Source organism: Microbacterium sp. GXS0129, assembly GCF_044769785.1.
In the GTDB taxonomy this organism is placed as follows: domain Bacteria; phylum Actinomycetota; class Actinomycetes; order Actinomycetales; family Microbacteriaceae; genus Microbacterium; species Microbacterium nymphoidis.
On sequence record NZ_JBIZVZ010000004.1, the window covers coordinates 300,449 to 318,111 of the forward strand.

General features: G+C 67.5%; 17 protein-coding genes. 10 read left to right on the forward strand and 7 right to left on the reverse strand.

Annotation, left to right across the window (positions count from 1 at the left end):
- Nucleotides 1-8: 8 nt before the first annotated feature.
- Entirely contained in the window at nucleotides 9-1,439 is a 1,431-nt protein-coding gene (locus ACIQJ5_RS13820; RefSeq protein ID WP_231091538.1) for a hypothetical protein, read from the forward strand.
- A gap of 10 nt (nucleotides 1,440-1,449) precedes the next feature.
- A complete protein-coding gene (locus tag ACIQJ5_RS13825) occupies nucleotides 1,450-2,760 on the forward strand; it encodes a S8 family peptidase (RefSeq protein WP_402844798.1) in 1,311 nt (436 codons plus the stop codon).
- Between the two features lie 2 nt (nucleotides 2,761-2,762).
- On the opposite strand, the gene ACIQJ5_RS13830 is transcribed toward ACIQJ5_RS13825, so the two are convergent.
- From ACIQJ5_RS13830 to ACIQJ5_RS13850, 5 genes are read right to left on the reverse strand one after another with little or no spacing between them, the layout of a single operon-like run.
- Nucleotides 2,763-3,056, reverse strand: a complete 294-nt coding sequence (locus ACIQJ5_RS13830) for a hypothetical protein (protein ID WP_231091540.1) — start codon at nucleotides 3,054-3,056, stop codon at nucleotides 2,763-2,765.
- Nucleotides 3,046-3,417 carry a YbaB/EbfC family nucleoid-associated protein gene (locus ACIQJ5_RS13835; RefSeq protein WP_231091541.1) on the reverse strand — a complete coding sequence of 124 codons (372 nt, stop codon included), beginning with the start codon at nucleotides 3,415-3,417 and terminating at the stop codon, nucleotides 3,046-3,048. The genes ACIQJ5_RS13830 and ACIQJ5_RS13835 overlap by 11 nt, the downstream gene beginning before the upstream one ends.
- A gap of 2 nt (nucleotides 3,418-3,419) precedes the next feature.
- A complete protein-coding gene (locus ACIQJ5_RS13840; RefSeq protein ID WP_402844801.1) occupies nucleotides 3,420-3,905 on the reverse strand; it encodes a hypothetical protein in 486 nt (161 codons plus the stop codon).
- Complete coding sequence (locus ACIQJ5_RS13845) at nucleotides 3,902-5,530, reverse strand: hypothetical protein (protein ID WP_402844803.1); 1,629 nt, start codon at nucleotides 5,528-5,530, stop codon at nucleotides 3,902-3,904. The genes ACIQJ5_RS13840 and ACIQJ5_RS13845 overlap by 4 nt, the downstream gene beginning before the upstream one ends.
- A complete protein-coding gene (locus ACIQJ5_RS13850) occupies nucleotides 5,527-5,859 on the reverse strand; it encodes a hypothetical protein (RefSeq protein ID WP_231091544.1) in 333 nt (110 codons plus the stop codon). Before ACIQJ5_RS13850 ends, ACIQJ5_RS13845 begins: the two co-directional genes overlap by 4 nt.
- Before the next feature lie 379 nt (nucleotides 5,860-6,238).
- Here ACIQJ5_RS13850 and rpsL point away from each other — a divergent pair, with 379 nt between their 5' ends.
- From rpsL to ACIQJ5_RS13880, 6 genes are all read left to right on the forward strand, one after another.
- On the forward strand, nucleotides 6,239-6,607 hold the full coding sequence (gene rpsL, locus ACIQJ5_RS13855) for a 30S ribosomal protein S12 (protein ID WP_231091545.1): 369 nt from the start codon (nucleotides 6,239-6,241) through the stop codon (nucleotides 6,605-6,607).
- Nucleotides 6,608-6,612: 5 nt separating this feature from the next.
- The gene (gene rpsG, locus ACIQJ5_RS13860; protein ID WP_231091546.1) at nucleotides 6,613-7,083 is read left to right on the forward strand and encodes a 30S ribosomal protein S7; all 471 of its coding nucleotides are present in this window, start codon (nucleotides 6,613-6,615) and stop codon (nucleotides 7,081-7,083) included.
- Between the two features lie 78 nt (nucleotides 7,084-7,161).
- Nucleotides 7,162-9,276, forward strand: coding sequence for an elongation factor G (fusA, locus tag ACIQJ5_RS13865; protein ID WP_308070805.1), 2,115 nt, complete (start codon nucleotides 7,162-7,164; stop codon nucleotides 9,274-9,276).
- Nucleotides 9,277-9,437: 161 nt separating this feature from the next.
- Nucleotides 9,438-10,631: an elongation factor Tu gene (tuf, locus tag ACIQJ5_RS13870; RefSeq protein ID WP_231091547.1), complete on the forward strand. Its 1,194-nt coding sequence runs from the start codon at nucleotides 9,438-9,440 to the stop codon at nucleotides 10,629-10,631.
- A gap of 173 nt (nucleotides 10,632-10,804) precedes the next feature.
- Nucleotides 10,805-11,287, forward strand: a complete 483-nt coding sequence (locus ACIQJ5_RS13875; protein ID WP_402844807.1) for a hypothetical protein — start codon at nucleotides 10,805-10,807, stop codon at nucleotides 11,285-11,287.
- On the forward strand, nucleotides 11,284-12,069 hold the full coding sequence (locus ACIQJ5_RS13880) for a PaaX family transcriptional regulator (RefSeq protein ID WP_402844809.1): 786 nt from the start codon (nucleotides 11,284-11,286) through the stop codon (nucleotides 12,067-12,069). The genes ACIQJ5_RS13875 and ACIQJ5_RS13880 overlap by 4 nt, the downstream gene beginning before the upstream one ends.
- Nucleotides 12,070-12,100: 31 nt before the next feature.
- On the opposite strand, the gene ACIQJ5_RS13885 is transcribed toward ACIQJ5_RS13880, so the two are convergent.
- Nucleotides 12,101-14,149, reverse strand: coding sequence for an acyltransferase family protein (locus ACIQJ5_RS13885; protein ID WP_402844811.1), 2,049 nt, complete (start codon nucleotides 14,147-14,149; stop codon nucleotides 12,101-12,103).
- Between the two features lie 131 nt (nucleotides 14,150-14,280).
- Between ACIQJ5_RS13885 and ACIQJ5_RS13890 the strand changes: the two genes are divergently transcribed.
- Entirely contained in the window at nucleotides 14,281-14,820 is a 540-nt protein-coding gene (locus tag ACIQJ5_RS13890) for a VanZ family protein (RefSeq protein ID WP_231091551.1), read from the forward strand.
- Between the two features lies 1 nt (nucleotide 14,821).
- Here the strand turns inward: ACIQJ5_RS13890 and ACIQJ5_RS13895 are convergent, their stop codons facing one another.
- A complete protein-coding gene (locus tag ACIQJ5_RS13895) occupies nucleotides 14,822-16,885 on the reverse strand; it encodes an acyltransferase family protein (protein WP_402844814.1) in 2,064 nt (687 codons plus the stop codon).
- A 248-nt stretch (nucleotides 16,886-17,133) separates the two neighbouring features.
- Here ACIQJ5_RS13895 and ACIQJ5_RS13900 point away from each other — a divergent pair, with 248 nt between their 5' ends.
- Nucleotides 17,134-17,646 carry a VanZ family protein gene (locus ACIQJ5_RS13900; RefSeq protein ID WP_402844816.1) on the forward strand — a complete coding sequence of 171 codons (513 nt, stop codon included), beginning with the start codon at nucleotides 17,134-17,136 and terminating at the stop codon, nucleotides 17,644-17,646.
- Nucleotides 17,647-17,663: the final 17 nt, after the last annotated feature.

Consider the following 17,663-nt stretch of genomic DNA (forward strand, 5'->3'; position numbering starts at 1 on the left):
GACTAGCTGTGGAACGACGTGTCGGACGCACCGACTGGGAGAGTGAGCTGCGGCGGCTCGCCTCGGGAGAGGCCAACATCACGCTCCCGAACGCCCGCGAGATCGCTGCCGCTCTGGATGAGATCAACACGGCCCTCGGTGGAGCGACCAATGACGGGCTTCAGGGGACTGCGGCCGAGGCCGCCGTCACCGCTTTCGGCGAGGACGCCCGTGACGCCCTGACCCTCAAGGACGACGTCACCCGGATCATGACCGCCGTGGACCAGGCGAACGCTCAGCGCCAGGCCACCGCGCAACGCTACGTGGATGATCTCGACTCGGGGTACCCGGAGAAGCTCGAGTGGTGGCAGGAAGGGCTGCTGCGCGGAGCCACGGTCGGATCGACCTGGACGCTCGGGCCGTTCTCCTTCGTGGTGGCCGAGGGTGTCGTGGGCACCGTCAACGACCTGCTTGCCTCGCAGCGCAGTGCGCGCGCTCGGGAAGGGGTGCAGGCCGTCAGCGCGGTCATGGACACCGAAGCGGCGAGCCTCGGCGGGGAGCCACGCATTGCGTCCCGGTCGCGTCAGCGCAGCGACGAGGCGTGGCCGCCCCCTGGTGAGGGGGTCCCCGGTACAGGCGGTCCCGGCACGGGCGGCTCCGTCCCCGGCGGATCATTCGGCACCTATCCCGGTGCCAATGACAACCCGGGTGTGGATCTGCCGCCGGGTGTGACGTACGATCCGCCGCGCGACGACAACGACAATGATTTCCCGGGTACGAACCCGACTTTCCCGAACGACCCCGACTACCCCGAACCGCCGGTGTGCCCTCCGGGCCCGGGCGGCGACGGGCCGGGTGGTCCCGATGGCAACGGCCCCGACCCGTGGAGTCCGGACGACAACGGCCCCTGGGGTCCCGATGGGCCTCGAAACCCGGATCCGACCGGCTACCTGCCCGACGGCTATGACCCCAACGACCCGAGCACCTGGGGTGGTCGCGGTCCGAACGGCGCGCTCACGCCGGACTCCTCGATGGGCGGTGGCTCGCACGGCTGGGGAACGGGCACGACCCGCGTCGGCGGCGGGCTGGGAGTCGGCGGCCTCGGCGGCAGCGGATCGACGAGCCTCGGCGGCCTCGGCGGCGGTGCGGGTTCGGCCGCGCTCCTGGGTGGTGCCGGTGGCGCCGTCTCGCTGGCGGGCGCAAAGCTCATGCAGACCGGAGGCCCGGGACTCGGCGGCGGCCTGCTCGGCAGCAGCGGTGCCGGGTCCGCTGCGGGTGCCGGCGCCGCCGGCGGCCGAGCGGGAGGCGCGATGGGGATGATGGGTGGCGCTGGCGGCGGCGGTGCTGCCGAGAAGAAGTCACGCCCGGGCCTGGCGGGGCTGCGCGCACCGCAGCTCGATGGCGACGAGGACCCGACGCCCCGGTCTGAAGCCGCCGGTGCCGGCGGACGCGATATCTGACGTGCGGGTGGTGAAGACGAGCAGCACTCGTCCCCGGGCGAGGGTCCTGCAGGCGCTCGTCGCGTTCGGCCTGGCCGTGATGATGTCGGTGTGCGCCGGCTCGGCGGCTTCGGCCGAGCAGGAGGACCCGAACTGGTGGTACAACGGCATGCACGTCGATGAGGCGCGAGCCGAAGGTCTCACGGGGGCGGGGGTGAAGATCGCCGTGGTCGACACGGCGATCAACCCCAACCTCGGACCGTTCCAGGGCGCGAACCTCACCGTGAGCCCGGGAACGAGTTGTGCTGCCGGGGGAGACCCCGTGTCCGAAGTGCCCTCGGACGGAGCCCGCCACGGCACGGGCATGGTCGCGCTCCTCGTCGCACGACCCGTCGGAGAGTACCCGATGCGCGGCATCGCTCCCGACGCCGACGTCACCTTCTACTCGGCCGGGCCGGACGAGTGCGTCGACGGTCCGGACGGGCGTACCAGCATCATGGACGCCGTGCTGCGGGCCGTCCGGGACGGCAACCGGATCGTGTCGGTGTCGATGGGACAGAGCGAAGCCCCCGAGGCCGATGCCGCGGTCGTGGCGGAGGCTCTGGCCAAGGGCGTGGTCATCGTCACGTCGTCGCCGAACCACAACGTCGAGACGAACCTCGTGTCGCCGTACACCTACAACGGTGTCGTCTCGACGGCAGCCGTCGGCCGTGACGGTGCGCAACAGACGGATCCGGACGGGGTGACTCCCGTGATCGTCCCCAGCGTCACCGTCGTGGCCCCCGGAATCGGTATTCTCGGCCTCGGCAACGCTGATGGCTGGGAGGGCTACTCTCTGTCCACCGGCTCGTCCAACGCCGCACCGCTCGTGGCCGGCTCGCTGGCGCTGCTCGCTCAGAAGTACCCGGCCGCGACGGGCAATCAGCTGATCCAGGCGCTGATCTCCTCCACCGCACAGGCCCGGCTCGGCAAGCCACGCGACGAGACTGGTGGATACGGCTACGGTGCGGTGTCGCTGCGCAACCTGCTGGCGACCGATCCGACGACGCTGCCGGATGAGAATCCGTTGATGGACAACCCTCTGGGCGTTCCGACGGCTGCGGACGTCGCCGCTGCCGGCGGGACTCCGACGTCGTCGCAGGAGCCCTCCGCGTCGCCGGGTGCCGGACAGACCGATACCGGATCGACTCCGGGAACGGACGCTCCGCCGGCAGCAGGGTCCACCGGCGCGATGTCGGCTGCCCTGCCGTGGCTGATCGGCGGCGGCGTGGGTGTTCTCGCCGTCGTGATCGTCGTGGTGATCGTGGTTGCTACTCGGACGCGCCGCACGCCGGCGCCCTGAGATCAGGGACCGAAGGCCCGCGCCCCCTCGCGATCGGCTTTGTCGTAGAGGGCGGCGAGCTCACGCGTCACCTTCGCGTTGCGGGTGAGCTTTCCGGCGCGGGCCTCGATCTTGGCGATCGTGTCCAGCGTCATCGTGACGGCCGCATTCGATGCGCCGCCGGAGGTATTCGCCTGAAGCGCGCGGAGCTTCTCCAGGAGCGTGGTGGAGGCCTGATAGAGCGACTCCGCGCCCTTCTCCATCGCGACCGCCTGATCGATGATCGCCCCGACGTCCACCTTCAGTTCATCGAACACGGTCATCACCCCCGCGCGGGGCGCGCAGCTGCGTGACGATCGAGGCGTCGTCGCCGACCGCCTCGGCGATGCGATCGGCGGCGGCCTCCCGTGCGGCCTGCTGAGCCTCAGCGATGGTGCGGGTGACGAGGGGGCCGAGCGTGGTGGCGGGAACGTGCGTGTCGGCGAACACGACCGATCGGATCGTCCCGTCCGCTCCGGCGACGACGGTCACCTCGCCGCGGGAGGATCGGGCGGTACCGGTCGCCCCCTCGGCCCCGTCGATCGCGGAGCGGAGCAGGGCGTGGCGCGTGCGCGCCGCGTCGAACTGCTGCTGCACCTTCGCTCGAGCCGCCTCGACCTCGGCTGCGTAATCCGTCATGCTCATCCTTCCGATCCGCGTGCGTTCGCGTAGTTGACGACCTCGTCACGCCACATCACCAGCGCAGCGCCATTGCGGGCGAGCTTGTCGACCAGATCGACGCTTCGTGCCGCTACATGGATGTTGTCACCCAGCACCGTGCCGGGCGGGGTGTGCAGGAACGTCACCGAGGCGATGTCCGTCTCCGAGATGCGCTCGCCGGTCGTGCGCAGCATCAGATCCAGCTGTTCCCCCGTGAGCGATTCCTCCGTGCTCACTGCCACGTCGAGGTCCCAGCCCACGGTGAGATCGCCCCGGGAGACCGTCACCTTGTCGAACTCGCCGGAGTCGACCAGAGCCCGCTGGATCTCGGCGACCACCTCGTCACGAGAGGACGCCGCCGAGTGCGAGGCATGGTCAGTGCCCGCTCCCGGCATGCAGGCGACGAGAGCCGCGGAAGCCGCGCCGATCAACACGAGCGCGGTGGCGATACGGGCGGAGCGTCTCATTCGTGGGTCTGTCCTACGTAGGTGTCGGTGATCTCGCCGTTGAGGAACGACCAGTCGTTCTTGAACGTGCCGCCGCCGTTGATGTAGTCGCGCAACGTGTCACGGTACGTCCCGGCGTTGTGCTCGGGATGATCGATCGGCTGACCGTTCTCGTCGACCGCACCGGTGGGCGTGGGCCGGAGGATCCAGTCAATGTTGTCCGGGACGGTCGGCTTCGGCGGGTTGAACTGCAGCTGCATCAGTCGCGGGTCGGGGTTTGCGGGACCGTTGGGGTCGCCGTCGAGCTTCGGGACCACGTCGCCCTCGTGCTCCACCTGGAGCACCGGGATGTTGCTCGGGATGTTGTAGTGATCCGTCGGGGAGCCGTTGGTGACGATGCCGATGGTGTTGTAGCCGCTGGAGGGGTCGGATCCGAGGTTGCCCGCCATGATGCCGCCCTGGCTGAACCCGGACCACACCACGTCCGAGCCGGGCGCGACGCCGGCGTCGTGCAGCGTGTTCAGCACGGCTCGCTCGTACTGGGTCTTGAGCCAGGGGTTCTCCATCATCACCAGGGCGATGTTGGAGTCGAGATCGTTGACCGGGCCGTAGTCCTTCAGCAGATCCTTCCAGGCGGCGTCGCCCATGACGCTCTTGAGGAGGCCCCAGTCCAACGTCGACGGCAGGTTCACGAGCGTGTACTCCGAGCCGTCGGGCCGGCGCACCGTCTGCACGCTGATCGCGGTGCCGTCGCCCCCGCTGATCTCGTCGATCAGACGGTTCTGGTCGAGGAGGTCGACGGGGGAGGAGATCCCGCCGTGATCCATGAGCTCCTGATACGCGCGCTGGCGGTCGGGGGAGAGCTGATCCGGATCGAGCTCCTCGACGTCGCGGTCGTCCTGCAGCAGATCGCCGGCTGCACTGCCGAGCAAGTTGCCGAGGATTCCGCCGAGCGGGCCGCCCAGCAGGCCCCCCAGCCCGGTCGCGAGCGGCGGGATCATCTCGCCGATGATCTGCCGGAGCCGGTCCAGCGCCTCCTGGAGGATGGGAATGAGGGCCACGATGAGCGTGACCAGCTCGCCGAGTGCCGTGATCAAGCGGTCGACGAGGTTCTTCCCCGCCTGCACCAGCTCCCAGACGGCGTCCGCGAACTCTCGCAGGTCGTTCCAGAAGTCCAGCGGATTGCCGTCGAACATGGCATCCCACAGCTTGGCCGCCGCCGTCAGCATGCTGCAGATGAACTCCCGGGTCGCCGCCACGATGGTCGATGCCAGCCGCAGTGCGGCCGCGGTCGCCGATGACCACTCGCAGGCGTCCCGGACCACGGGGGCCAGATCGTCGTAGCGCTCGCGGAGCTTTCGGACGGACCGGCCGTCCAGAGCGTCCAGGCGAGCGCGATCGGAGCTCAGCTGGCCCGACACCGCCTGAGCGTAGTTGGCGATCCGCTCCCAGTCGCCGGCGAACGCGACCACCGCCGAGGGATCTCCCAGCAGATCGTCGAACCAGTCCTGCAACGGCTGGACGTATCGCAATGCCCAGCCGACGAGGCCGGGGATGGAAGCGCAGCCGTCTCCGCCGCTGGTCGGCATCCCGCCGCACCAGTCGCCGCCGCGCAGTCGTGCGGCGACCGCGGTGGCGTCGCTCACGGCTCCAGCTCCGCGATCTTGGCGGCCGCCGCCTCCTCGATGTTGCTGAACGCGTCGAACACGCCGTCGACGCCCTCCCGCATCTTGTCGAGCATCGTGCTGACCGCCGACAGCAGGTCATCCGCACGGCCGGCGAGGTCATTGATCGGGCCCGGGAGATAGCCGTTCATCTGGCCGAAGGCGCTTCCCGGCATCCGCGTACCCGCCGCGGACGATGCCTTCGTGATCATCGCCGCATGCGCGGCGAGTGACCGCGACTGTGCGGTGAGCACCTCCGCATCAAGGATGATCGTGGTCCGCCCGGCGACGCCGCCGCCTCCTGCTGTCATCTCGGTGTCCCCCTGACGCCCGTGTGCCAAGCACCTGTGCGCTCAGCACATTCACTTTCCCACGTGATCCGCCTGCAGCGGAATAGCCTCTCAGGAACCCGGGCGCGTTGCCCGGTGGCTCCCGGAGCGCGTATAGTTGATCGGGTGTGCGTCCGCGCGCGCGTTCGACCGTGCCCCGGCACGGATGAGCGGGCTACGGGGTCACGCTCTCGGGAACGACCGGCGATCCGGTCACCCCCACGGCATATCCACATCAGCAGGGCAGCCAGTCTGCCGCGCCCGTGGATGAACGTGAAGCCCCTTCGACACGGAGAGAAATCTCCTCACTGCGGGGGACGAGAACACGACGCTGTCACCGTGCAGCAAACAAGGAGAAGAAGTGCCAACTATTCAGCAGTTGGTTCGCAAGGGACGGTCGCCGAAGGTCAGCAAGACCAAGGCTCCCGCTCTGAAGTCGAACCCGCAGCAGCGCGGCGTGTGCACCCGTGTGTACACCACCACCCCGAAGAAGCCGAACTCGGCGATGCGCAAGGTCGCTCGTGTGAAGCTCTCCAACGGGACCGAGGTCACCGCGTACATCCCCGGTGAGGGCCACAACCTCCAGGAGCACTCGATGGTGCTCGTTCGTGGTGGTCGTGTGAAGGACCTCCCCGGTGTCCGTTACAAGATCGTCCGTGGTGCGCTCGACACCCAGGCCGTGAAGAACCGTAAGCAGGCTCGTTCCCGCTACGGCGCGAAGAAGGGCTGATACCAATGCCTCGTAAGGGTCCCGCCCCCAAGCGCCCGGTTGTCAACGACCCGGTTTACGGCGCACCGATCGTCACGTCGCTCGTGAACAAGATCCTCGTCGACGGCAAGAAGTCGCTCGCCGAGTCGATCGTCTACGGCGCCCTCGCGGGTGTCGAGGAGAAGAGCGGCCAGGACGCCGTCGCAACGCTCAAGAAGGCGCTCGACAACGTCCGTCCCACCCTCGAGGTCCGCAGCCGCCGTGTCGGTGGCTCGACCTACCAGGTTCCGGTCGAGGTCAAGCCTCACCGTGCCAACACGCTGGCGCTGCGCTGGCTCGTGTCGTACGCGAAGGGTCGTCGTGAGAAGACGATGACCGAGCGCCTGCGCAACGAGATCCTCGACGCCTCGAACGGCCTGGGTGCCGCGGTCAAGCGCCGCGAAGACACCCACAAGATGGCCGAGTCGAACCGCGCCTTCGCTCACTACCGCTGGTAATGAGCCCTTCCGCTCCGCTCGGGCCCTGCGCCCGGGCGGAGCGGATCCTGATCGCACACTTCACGTAAGGAAGACCCCGTGGCACAAGAAGTGCTCACCGACCTCAAGAAGGTCCGCAACATCGGCATCATGGCCCACATCGATGCCGGCAAGACGACGACGACCGAGCGCATCCTGTTCTACACGGGCGTCAACCACAAGATCGGCGAGACCCACGACGGTGGCGCGACCACCGACTGGATGGAGCAGGAGCAGGAGCGTGGCATCACGATCACCTCTGCTGCTGTGACGTGCTTCTGGAACGGCACGCAGATCAACATCATCGACACCCCCGGTCACGTGGACTTCACGGTCGAGGTGGAGCGCTCGCTCCGCGTTCTCGACGGTGCGGTCGCCGTGTTCGACGGCAAGGAGGGCGTCGAGCCCCAGTCCGAGACCGTGTGGCGTCAGGCGGACAAGTACGACGTCCCCCGCATCTGCTTCGTCAACAAGATGGACAAGCTCGGTGCCGACTTCTACTTCACCGTCGACACGATCGTCAACCGCCTGAAGGCCAAGCCGCTCGTGCTGCAGCTGCCGATCGGTTCCGAGAGCGACTTCGTCGGTGTCGTCGACCTGATCAACATGCGCGCTCTGGTGTGGCCCGGCGACGCCAAGGGTGATGTCACCATGGGCGCCAAGTACGAGATCGAGGAGATCCCGGCGGACCTGGTCGAGAAGGCCAACGAGTACCGCACCGTCATCCTCGAGACCGTCGCCGAGACCAGCGACGAGCTCATGGAGAAGTACTTCGGTGGCGAGGAGCTCACCATCGACGAGATCAAGGCTGGCATCCGCCAGCTGACGATCGCCGGCGAGCTGTACCCGGTTCTGTGTGGCTCCGCCTTCAAGAACCGTGGTGTGCAGCCGATGCTGGACGCCGTGGTCGACTTCCTCCCGTCCCCGCTGGACGTGCCCGCCGTCGAGGCGCACGACCCGAAGGACGAAGAGATCGTCATCGAGCGCAAGCCCTCGAAGGACGAGCCGTTCGCGGCCCTGGCCTTCAAGATCGCCGTGCACCCGTTCTTCGGTCGTCTCACCTACGTGCGCGTCTACTCGGGTCACCTCGACTCGGGTGCCCAGGTCATCAACTCGACCAAGGGCAAGAAGGAGCGCATCGGCAAGATCTTCCAGATGCACGCCAACAAGGAGATGCCGGTCGAGTCGATGACCGCCGGTCACATCTACGCCGTCATCGGCCTCAAGGACACCACCACCGGTGACACCCTGAGCGACCCGTCGGCACAGGTCGTGCTCGAGTCGATGACCTTCCCGGAGCCGGTGATCGAGGTCGCCATCGAGCCCAAGACGAAGGCCGACCAGGAGAAGCTGGGTACCGCTATCCAGAAGCTCGCCGAAGAGGACCCGACGTTCCGCGTCGAGCAGATCCAGGAGACCGGCCAGACCCTCATCAAGGGAATGGGCGAGCTGCACCTGGACATCCTCGTGGACCGCATGAAGCGCGAGTTCAAGGTCGAGGCCAACGTCGGCAAGCCGCAGGTGGCTTACCGCGAGACGATCCGCAAGGCCGTCGAGAAGCACGACTACACGCACAAGAAGCAGACCGGTGGTTCCGGTCAGTTCGCGAAGATCCAGTTCAACATCGAGCCGCTTGAGGTCGAGGGCGACAAGACGTACGAGTTCGTCAACGCCGTCACCGGTGGTCGTATCCCGCGCGAGTACATCGAGCCCACCAACCAGGGCTTCCAGGACGCGATGAACGTCGGTGTCCTCGCCGGTTACCCGATGGTGGGCGTCAAGGCCACCCTCGTCGATGGTGCATCGCACGATGTCGACTCGTCCGAGATGGCGTTCAAGATCGCCGGATCGATGGGCTTCAAGGAGGCGGCTCGCCGCGCCAACCCCATCATCCTCGAGCCGATCATGGCCGTTGAGGTCCGTACTCCGGAGGAGTACATGGGTGACGTCATCGGTGACCTGAACTCGCGTCGTGGCCAGATCCAGTCGATGGAGGACGCCCAGGGCGTCAAGGTCATCCGTGCCCAGGTTCCGCTGTCGGAGATGTTCGGCTACATCGGTGACCTGCGCTCGAAGACCTCGGGTCGCGCCGTCTACTCGATGGAGTTCAACTCCTACGCCGAGGTTCCCAAGAACGTCGCGGAAGAGATCGTTCAGAAGGCTAAGGGCGAGTAATCGCCTGATCGGGGGCGGCATCCGCCGCCCCCGGAGCCTGCTGGCTTACAACTTCACAGACTCGGAGACGCTGTCTCCACTACACTGAAATCAACCCCTGTAGCGAGCCGGTCGCAATCCAGTGCCCGGAATCCCTACACGAATGTCCTGAGGAGGACCCAGTGGCTAAGGCCAAGTTCGAGCGGACCAAGCCGCACGTCAACATCGGTACGATCGGTCACGTCGACCACGGCAAGACCACGCTGTCTGCCGCGATCTCGAAGGTGCTCGCTGACAAGTACCCGTCGGACACGAACGTTCAGCGCGACTTCGCGTCGATCGACTCGGCTCCGGAGGAGCGTCAGCGCGGTATCACGATCAACATCTCGCACATCGAGTACGAGACCCCGAAGCGCCACTACGCGCACGTCGACGCCCCGGGTCACGCTGACTACGTCAAGAACATGATCACCGGTGCTGCTCAGATGGACGGCGCCATCCTCGTGGTCGCCGCCACCGACGGCCCGATGGCTCAGACCCGTGAGCACGTTCTGCTCGCCAAGCAGGTCGGCGTTCCGTACCTGCTCGTCGCGCTGAACAAGTCTGACGCGGTTGACGACGAGGAGATCCTGGAGCTCGTCGAGCTCGAGGTTCGCGAGCTGCTCTCGTCGCAGGGCTTCGACGGCGACAACGCTCCGGTTGTTCGCGTCTCCGCTCTGAAGGCCCTTGAGGGTGACGAGAAGTGGACCGAGGCCATCCTCGAGCTCATGCAGGCCGTCGACGACTCCGTGCCGGACCCCGAGCGTGACCGTGACAAGCCGTTCCTCATGCCTGTTGAGGACGTCTTCACCATCACCGGTCGTGGAACGGTCGTCACGGGTCGCGCCGAGCGTGGCACGCTGAAGATCAACTCCGAGGTCGAGATCGTCGGTATCCGTCCGACGCAGAAGACCACGGTCACGGGTATCGAGATGTTCCACAAGCAGCTCGACGAGGCCTGGGCCGGCGAGAACTGTGGTCTGCTCCTCCGCGGCACCAAGCGTGACGACGTCGAGCGTGGCCAGGTTGTCGTTCAGCCCGGTTCGGTCACCCCGCACACCGAGTTCGAGGGCACCGCGTACATCCTGTCCAAGGACGAGGGTGGCCGCCACAACCCGTTCTTCACGAACTACCGCCCGCAGTTCTACTTCCGTACCACCGACGTCACCGGCGTCATCACGCTGCCCGAGGGCACCGAGATGGTCATGCCCGGCGACACCACCGACATGACGGTCGTGCTGATCCAGCCGATCGCTATGGAGGAGGGCCTCGGCTTCGCCATCCGTGAGGGTGGTCGTACGGTCGGTGCCGGTACCGTCACCAAGATCATCAAGTAATTTCGGTTACTGAGTTCTGACGAAACCCCCCTGGGAAACCAGGGGGGTTTCGTTCTGTCTGGCGCGGGAAGCACAGGCCCGGCATGCGGCGCATGAGCCGAATCTCACACGCTCAGCCGTTATATATCGTTGCTGCTACGATCGTAGATGTAACGATAGATAAGGAGCTGAGCGTGCGGACGCAAGAGACCGTGCTGGAGATGGCCCTCGGTACCAAGGTGCTCATCTGGGTGGTGTGCGGAGCTGGTGGTGCGGCACTCGGCTGGGTGCTGCCCGGTGTGCTGCGGATCGCATCGTCATGGCCGATCCCGTTCATGGAGTACCTCACGTTTCTGGGCTCGTTCGATGCGCCGCTGATGGTGCTGGGCCGGCCGGTGGTGCTCGGGATCGTGGGACTGGTGGTGGCCTTCCTCCTCACGTACCACAGTGCGCGACTGACGATCAGTGACGAGCGGATCGTCATTCGCGAGGGTGACGACGCTCACGTGGTCGAACGCGCTCAGGTGGGCGGGGTGTATCGCCACGGGGGGAAGGTGCGCATCGAGTCGCCGGAGGGGCGAGTGCTGTTCGATGACGATGTGGAGGGTGGACGACGAGTCATCGCTGCGGCGTTCACGCATCACGGGTATCCCTGGGAAAGCGTCGTGACCTCGTGAGTATCGCGATCTCCCCGCGCACGCTGATCGAGGGATGCTTCCGGGCTGATGGTGTGGCGCCACTGGATGTGGTGTACGACGTGGGGCTTGCGCTGGGACTGACCGAGCAGACGGTGCGGCTCGCTATTCGGCGAATGCAGGCGGCCGGGGAGCTGAAGCAGATCGGCCGTGGGCGTGCGGGCAGGGTGGAGCGGACGAGCGAGTCAGAGGCCAGCGCGCGACTCGACGACCGGCTCCTGAGGTTCGCCTTCGCGCAGGATGATGGTGACGTCGTCTGGGACGGGCGATGGCGGATGTACGGGTTCTCCGTTCCGGAGTCGGCGCGCTCGGAGCGCGATGCGCTTCGGGCCACGCTGCAGCGACTGGGGGCGTCCGTCCTGATCCCCGGCCTCTATGTCACGCCGCACGATCTGGGGGAGGAGCTGTCGCTTCTTCTCGGGGAAGGAGAGACCCCTCGCCGGCTGATCGTCGCGGAGTCGGATCGGTTGAGCGTCGGCGGCGTGACGGATGCGCAGATGGTCGCCGAGCGTCTGTGGCCGGCGTCGGGGACACTCGCTGCATACGAACCGCTCGAGCGCGAGCTGTCGGCGTCGGTGATCCCGTCACCGGACGATCAGGTCATGACGCTGGCAGCTGCGATTCCCCTGCGCGAAGCGTTCGGACAGGCACTCGCAGCCGACCCGCTCCTGCCACCCGAGCTCCGCACGAAGCCGTGGCGCCCCAGTGAGGTCCGCCGGCGGTTCCTCTCGGTGTGGTCCGCATTGGGGCAGAATATCGACTGAGTTCGCGCGTCTTTTTACTTCGAGAGTTGAACTAAGAGCGCGCGAGGGCGCCGGAGATCTGATCGCCGAACCAGCCGGTGAGCGTTCGCGCGAAGGCGCGCGAGATGTGGTGGGAGTCGGCGAAGACGATGGTCCCGCCCACCACGATGTGGCAGCGCCCCTCCTGGCACAGGAGCGTCGACGGATCGATGATCGTCGCGCCGGCCTCGTACGCCGCTGTCTGGGCCCAGTCGGTGTGCGGGGCGGGCTCCCAGGCGCAGGCGTCATCGCGCCACTCCCGCTCCACGCAACTCGGTGCGCTCTCCATGGTGTCCGTCGCACCCCACTCGTGGGCGGTGCCGGGAAGGTCCGCGATGAAGATCACCGACTTGCCCGCATCCTGCAACCGCTCCATGACCTCGTGTGCGTTCTCTGTGCTGTCGGGCTGAAGCTCATACCGACCCGCAACGATGACGGTGTCCACCTCGGTGTCGGAGACGACTTCGTCGAGGACGTCGATCGTCCACCGATCGCACGCCTCCGCCTGTGAAGCGGTGGCGTCTTCGGCCGCCACCCCCACCGGGGCGAGCGGAGTGCACGAGCCGCGGGTGCGCACCAGCACGCTCCAGTCGTGCTCGCGGGCGGCGAGGGCCAGGGGCAGCGCGTACTGATCGGCATGCGAGTCGCCGATGAACGCCAGCCGCTCGGTGGCTTCCGCGGCGGGGACGCCGAGATCGCAGCTCATCTCGGAACGATCTGCGATGGTCGCCCAGTCGCACTCCTCTCCGTCCCCGGAACGCAGACCGAAGCCGCCGGATTGGGTGAGGGTGGGATTCACCGTGTCGGTGAGCGCGTACGGATCGTCGCAGTCGTTGAGCAGCGCGTATGCGCCGAAGCAGCCGCTCGCGTCTCGCTCCAGCTCCGCGATCGTGGCGGCGGCGGCCTGATCCTCGGCCCGCAGCACGCCGAGGGGGGAGAGGGCCAGCGTGATGACGGCCGCCATCGCCGCTGCGGCACCCGCGTAGGTGGGCAGTCGCCGTGCCAGCAGACCGGGGGCGCGGCGGATGGGCTGTTCCACCCACCGCATCGTGGCCCACGCCAGGGCGACGGTCAGTGCGCCCGCGGCCAGGGCGAGGAGGGGATCCAGGGGCCGGCCGATCGCTGCGGCCGCCAGCACGATGATCGGCCAGTGCCAGAGGTAGAGCGAGTAGCTCGCATCCCCGACGAACTGCACCGCAGCCGGATGCGACAGCCGTTGCGGGGCGAGGGCGTGGTCGTCATCTCCCAGCCAGAGCAGGAGCGCCGTCGCCACCACGGGGATCAGCGCGATGGCTCCGGGGAAGGGTGTGCTCGCGGTGAAGAACACCCCGCACGCGAGGACCGCGACCAGCGCCACCCAGGAGGCGATCAGGCGAACGGATGCACCAAGACGCGCGCCGAGTGCGGGAAGCAGGGCGACGAGCGCGCCCGCGGCGAACTCCCACGCCCGCGTGGTGGTGACGAAGTATGCGGGGGCGGGGGAGATTGCCGTCTGCACGATCGAGGCGGCCAGCGAGGCGGCGAAGACCAGTCCGATGACCGCGGTGAGGGCCGTGCGCCGGCTTCGCCCCAGCAGGCGCACGCCGACGAGGACGGCGGCGGTCAGCAGCAGCGGCCACACGATGTAGAACTGCTCCTCGACCGATAGCGACCAGTAGTGCTGCGCAACGGATGCCGGCGCATCGCTGGACAGGTAGTCCACGGATGAGGCGGCCAGCACCCAGTTGAGAACGTACCCCGCAGCGGCGGCGATCTCGGTCAGGTTCTGGGGCAGGAGCGTGCGCGGAATCAGCAGCAGCGCGCCGACGGCCGACACCGCCATGACCAGGAGCGCGGCCGGCAGCAGCCGCCGGATCCGTCGTGCCCAGAACTCGCCCAGACGGATCCGTCCGTGCCGGTCGAGCTGACGGTCGAGATGGCCCGTGATGAGATAGCCCGAGATCACGAAGAACACGTCGACGCCGATGTATCCGCCGGTGAGCACGCTGGGGAAGAGGTGGAAGATGACCACCAGTCCCACGGCGAGCGCCCGCAGACCCTGAATGTCTCGACGTTGCCGCACCCCTTTCACGCTAGCCCGGCCCGCTTCGCTTTGCGAGGGGGTTGCATCTGGTCCCAGCATGGTCCATGGATGTGCTCGGGAGGCGTGGAGGTGATGCGAATACCATGGGCATCCCGACCCCAGGAGGAACCGTGTCCGATGCTGTGACCGAACTGCTCGATCGCGGCACCGTCCGTGAGGTCGTTCCGCGGCCGCCCCGCAGCCACCTCCGAGCCGGGATCGCGATCGTGCTGCTGCTGGCTTGCCTCGGCGTGGTGCTGGCAGCGACCCTGTCGCCCACTCCGCTGGATCAGGGGTACGAGAGCTCCATCGACAAGGTCCTGGCGGTGCTCCACCGCAACGGCGTACCCGCCTGGTTCGACTACCGCGAGCTGGAGTTCACGGCGAACGTGGCGATGTTCGTGCCCCTCGGTCTGCTGCTGGGTCTCGCGCTCGGCCGGGTGATGTGGCTTGGCATCCTGCTGCTGCCGGCGCTGTCGGCGGGGATCGAGTGGTTCCAGGCGACGTTCCTGTCGGCACGGTTCGCCACTCTCCAGGACGTCGTGGCCAACTCCATCGGCGGCTGGGCCGGTCTGCTGCTCGCGGCAATCATCGTGGGAATGGTGCATGCCCGTGACCGGAAGGTGATCGAGCGCGCACTCTGGGACGCGCGATACGGCGGGCGTCGCTGACCTACGCGCCGGCTCCGTCCGGGTGGCGTTCGGCCACGTCGAAGTCGAGCTGGTCCCTCAGCGCGTCGCTCCACCGCTGTGCGACCTCCACCTGCATGGAGACCATGTAGGTGGTGGTCAGGTGTGACTGGTCGCGGAACACGAATCGATTCCCGACCACCGGTGAGCAGATCCCGTCGGGGCAGATGAGATCGTTGACGTCGACATAGGCGACGTGGGGGATATCCAGCGCGTCCGTCGGGCTGGGTGAGCTCAGATAGTCGCTCAGCGGGAAGTCGCACTCGCCTCCCATCGCGTAGCACTCCGGCATGTCGACGGCGAATCCGGGGTTGTCGCGAATGCCGAGAACCGTGGTGATGGAGGACAGCTTCTCGAGCATGCTCACGTAGAACGAAGGCACCTCGTCGCCGTCCTCACCCGGGCGCGTTGCCGTGGTGATGACCAGATCGAATCCTCCGGACTCGATCGCGTCGTAGGTCGAGACGAGCCAGTCACGGCAGGGTCCCTCCACCGTCTCCTCGGGCAGGGCGGGAACGCACGCGGGCTTGACGAACGGAACCAGCGTCCAGTCGTTCTCCTCGGCGAGCTCCAGCGCCACCTCGAACCAGTGCTCGGAGTGCGATGCGCCGAACAGCGCCACCCGGAGCCCGGAGCCGTCGACATAGCTGCAGTCGGCGAGTTCCGAGTCGTCGAGCGCGACGGTGCAGCCATCGAGGACCAACTGCGAGAAGTCGGTGCTCACCGTGTCGATGGCGGGGATCGGCTCCACGCCGTCGGCGACCTGGTAGATCTCGGGACTGGTGACGGAGAGGGCGCCCGGGTAGGTCAGGAAGTCGTCGTCGGAGTCCGCGGCCTGGGCCGTACGCATCGCCACGGACGCCGTCCAGCCGACGGGGGCGATCACGGTGAAGAGCCCGAGGGCCGTCACCAGCGGAAGCGCCACCCACCGCGATCGGGGCGCCCGCTCCTTCACCGCGCGCGGGCTTCGCAGCGGCTGTTCCACCAGATGGTAGGTGAGGACCGAGAGCACGCCGGCGGTGCCGAGGATGGCGATGCCCGCGAGCCAGCCCGTCTCGCGACCCAGGTACAGGGACGTGAAGATCAGGATCGGCCAGTGCCAGAGGTAGAACGCGTACGTGTACTTCCCGCATCCGGCAATCCAGCGGAGCGAGAGCAGACGAGAAGCGCCGAATCCGTGTGGAGCTGCGCCGCTGACGATCAGGGCGATCGCTGCGCCGAGCGGAACGAGAGTCCAGGGGCCGGGGAATGCGGCCTTCCCGTCGACCACGAAGCCTGCGAGCACCAGCGTGAGCAGACCCGCCCAGCTGACCACCGGCCACAGTCTGCCCCGCGGGCTCCAGCGACGCAGCAGCACCGCCACCAGCGTTCCCAGCAGGAACTCCCAGAGCCGCGCAGGCGTGGAGTAGTAGGCGGCCGCCTGGTCGACCGTGACGGCATAGCCCGCGTAGAGGAACGACGCTGCGGTCGCGACGACGAGGAGCCAGAGGAAGGCGATCTCCCGCGTCCGTTCCGTGCGGTGGCGCGTGACGAGCCACAGCAGGGCGAAGAGGACAGGCACCAGCACGAAGAACTGCCCCTGTGCGGACATCGACCAGAAGTGCTGCCAGGGGCTCGTCGTCGCCTCCGCCGCACCGTACTGCTGGCCATTCAGCGTGAGCCACCAGTTCTCGACGTAGAACAGCGAGGCGAGCGTCTCCTCGGCCCCCTCCAGCCATCGCGTGCGGGGTGCGAGGACGACGAATGCCACGATGGTGGCCGCGAGCACCACGATCATCGTCGGAACGAGGCGGCGGACCTGCTTCGCCGCATAGGCACGAGGGCGAGGAGGCCGGCCGGCCACGAACTGGCGCCAGAGCGAGCCTCCCACGAAGAAGCCCGAGAGCAGGAGGAACACGTCCACACCGCCGGACACGCGTGTGGTCCACACGTGATAGGCGGCCACGAGGAAGATGGCGACCACGCGGAGACCCTCGAGGTCCGCCCGCCGCACGGTCGGCGTGTCGGGCGGTGTCGGCGCGGTCGGGGTGGTGACGGCAGACGACATGGAAAAACTCCCGCGATGATGCGATGACCTTGACGATCCTCGTTGACCGGTCGAAGGCGCGCGGATGTGCGAACGGGCGTCCAGGGAGACGCATGGCGTGCAGCCTCGCGGCGCGCACCAATTCCAGCCTACCTCCGCTCACCTGGGCGTTGGACCGGCTCCCGGCGCGCGGGTAGCCTACATATGCCGTCACCTCGGTGAGCGCCTCACCGGGCACGGCGCGGATGACGCGAAACAAGGGGAAGCACGTGGCCGATGCCCAGCCGATGACGTCGACCGTCCGGGAACCCGCCCGAAGCCGGCATCGTGTGGTCATCGCGGCGGCGCTGCTGGCGCTGATCGTGGGCGTGATCTTCGTCCTCACGCTGCGACCGACGCCGGTGACCGAAGGGAACATGGGCGGCATCGACCGCGTCCTCTCGGTTGCGCACAGCGCCGGGGTGCCGGATGCCTTCAACTATCACGCGCTGGAGTTCACCGCGAACATCGTGATGTTCGTCCCCTTCGGCTTCTTCCTCGCGCTCGTGCTGCCCGCACGAGCGCGGTGGCTCGTCCTCCTCGCGGTGCCGGCGTTCTCCGGCGCTCTGGAACTCGTCCAGGCGCTGTTCCTGGAGAAGCGCTCCGGGAACATCGGTGATGTGATCTCCAATACGATCGGCGGATGGCTGGGGCTGCTGATCGCCCTGGCGCTTGTCGCATTGATTCACGCACGCGACAAGCGCGTGGTCTCCCGTGCTCTCTTCTTCGCCGGCCGCGGCTGATCGGGACGGCGTTCGCG

What these genes read in the sequence shown, in the direction of transcription:
- ACIQJ5_RS13850 (WP_231091544.1), bottom strand. Translation starts at nt 5,859, where the DNA reads ATGACAGCAGGAGGCGGCGGCGTCGCCGGGCGGACCACGATCATCCTT.
- ACIQJ5_RS13835 (WP_231091541.1), bottom strand. Translation starts at nt 3,417, where the DNA reads ATGACGGATTACGCAGCCGAGGTCGAGGCGGCTCGAGCGAAGGTGCAG.
- rpsG (WP_231091546.1), top strand. Translation starts at nt 6,613, where the DNA reads ATGCCTCGTAAGGGTCCCGCCCCCAAGCGCCCGGTTGTCAACGACCCG.
- ACIQJ5_RS13840 (WP_402844801.1), bottom strand. Translation starts at nt 3,905, where the DNA reads ATGAGACGCTCCGCCCGTATCGCCACCGCGCTCGTGTTGATCGGCGCG.
- ACIQJ5_RS13895 (WP_402844814.1), bottom strand. Translation starts at nt 16,885, where the DNA reads ATGTCGTCTGCCGTCACCACCCCGACCGCGCCGACACCGCCCGACACG.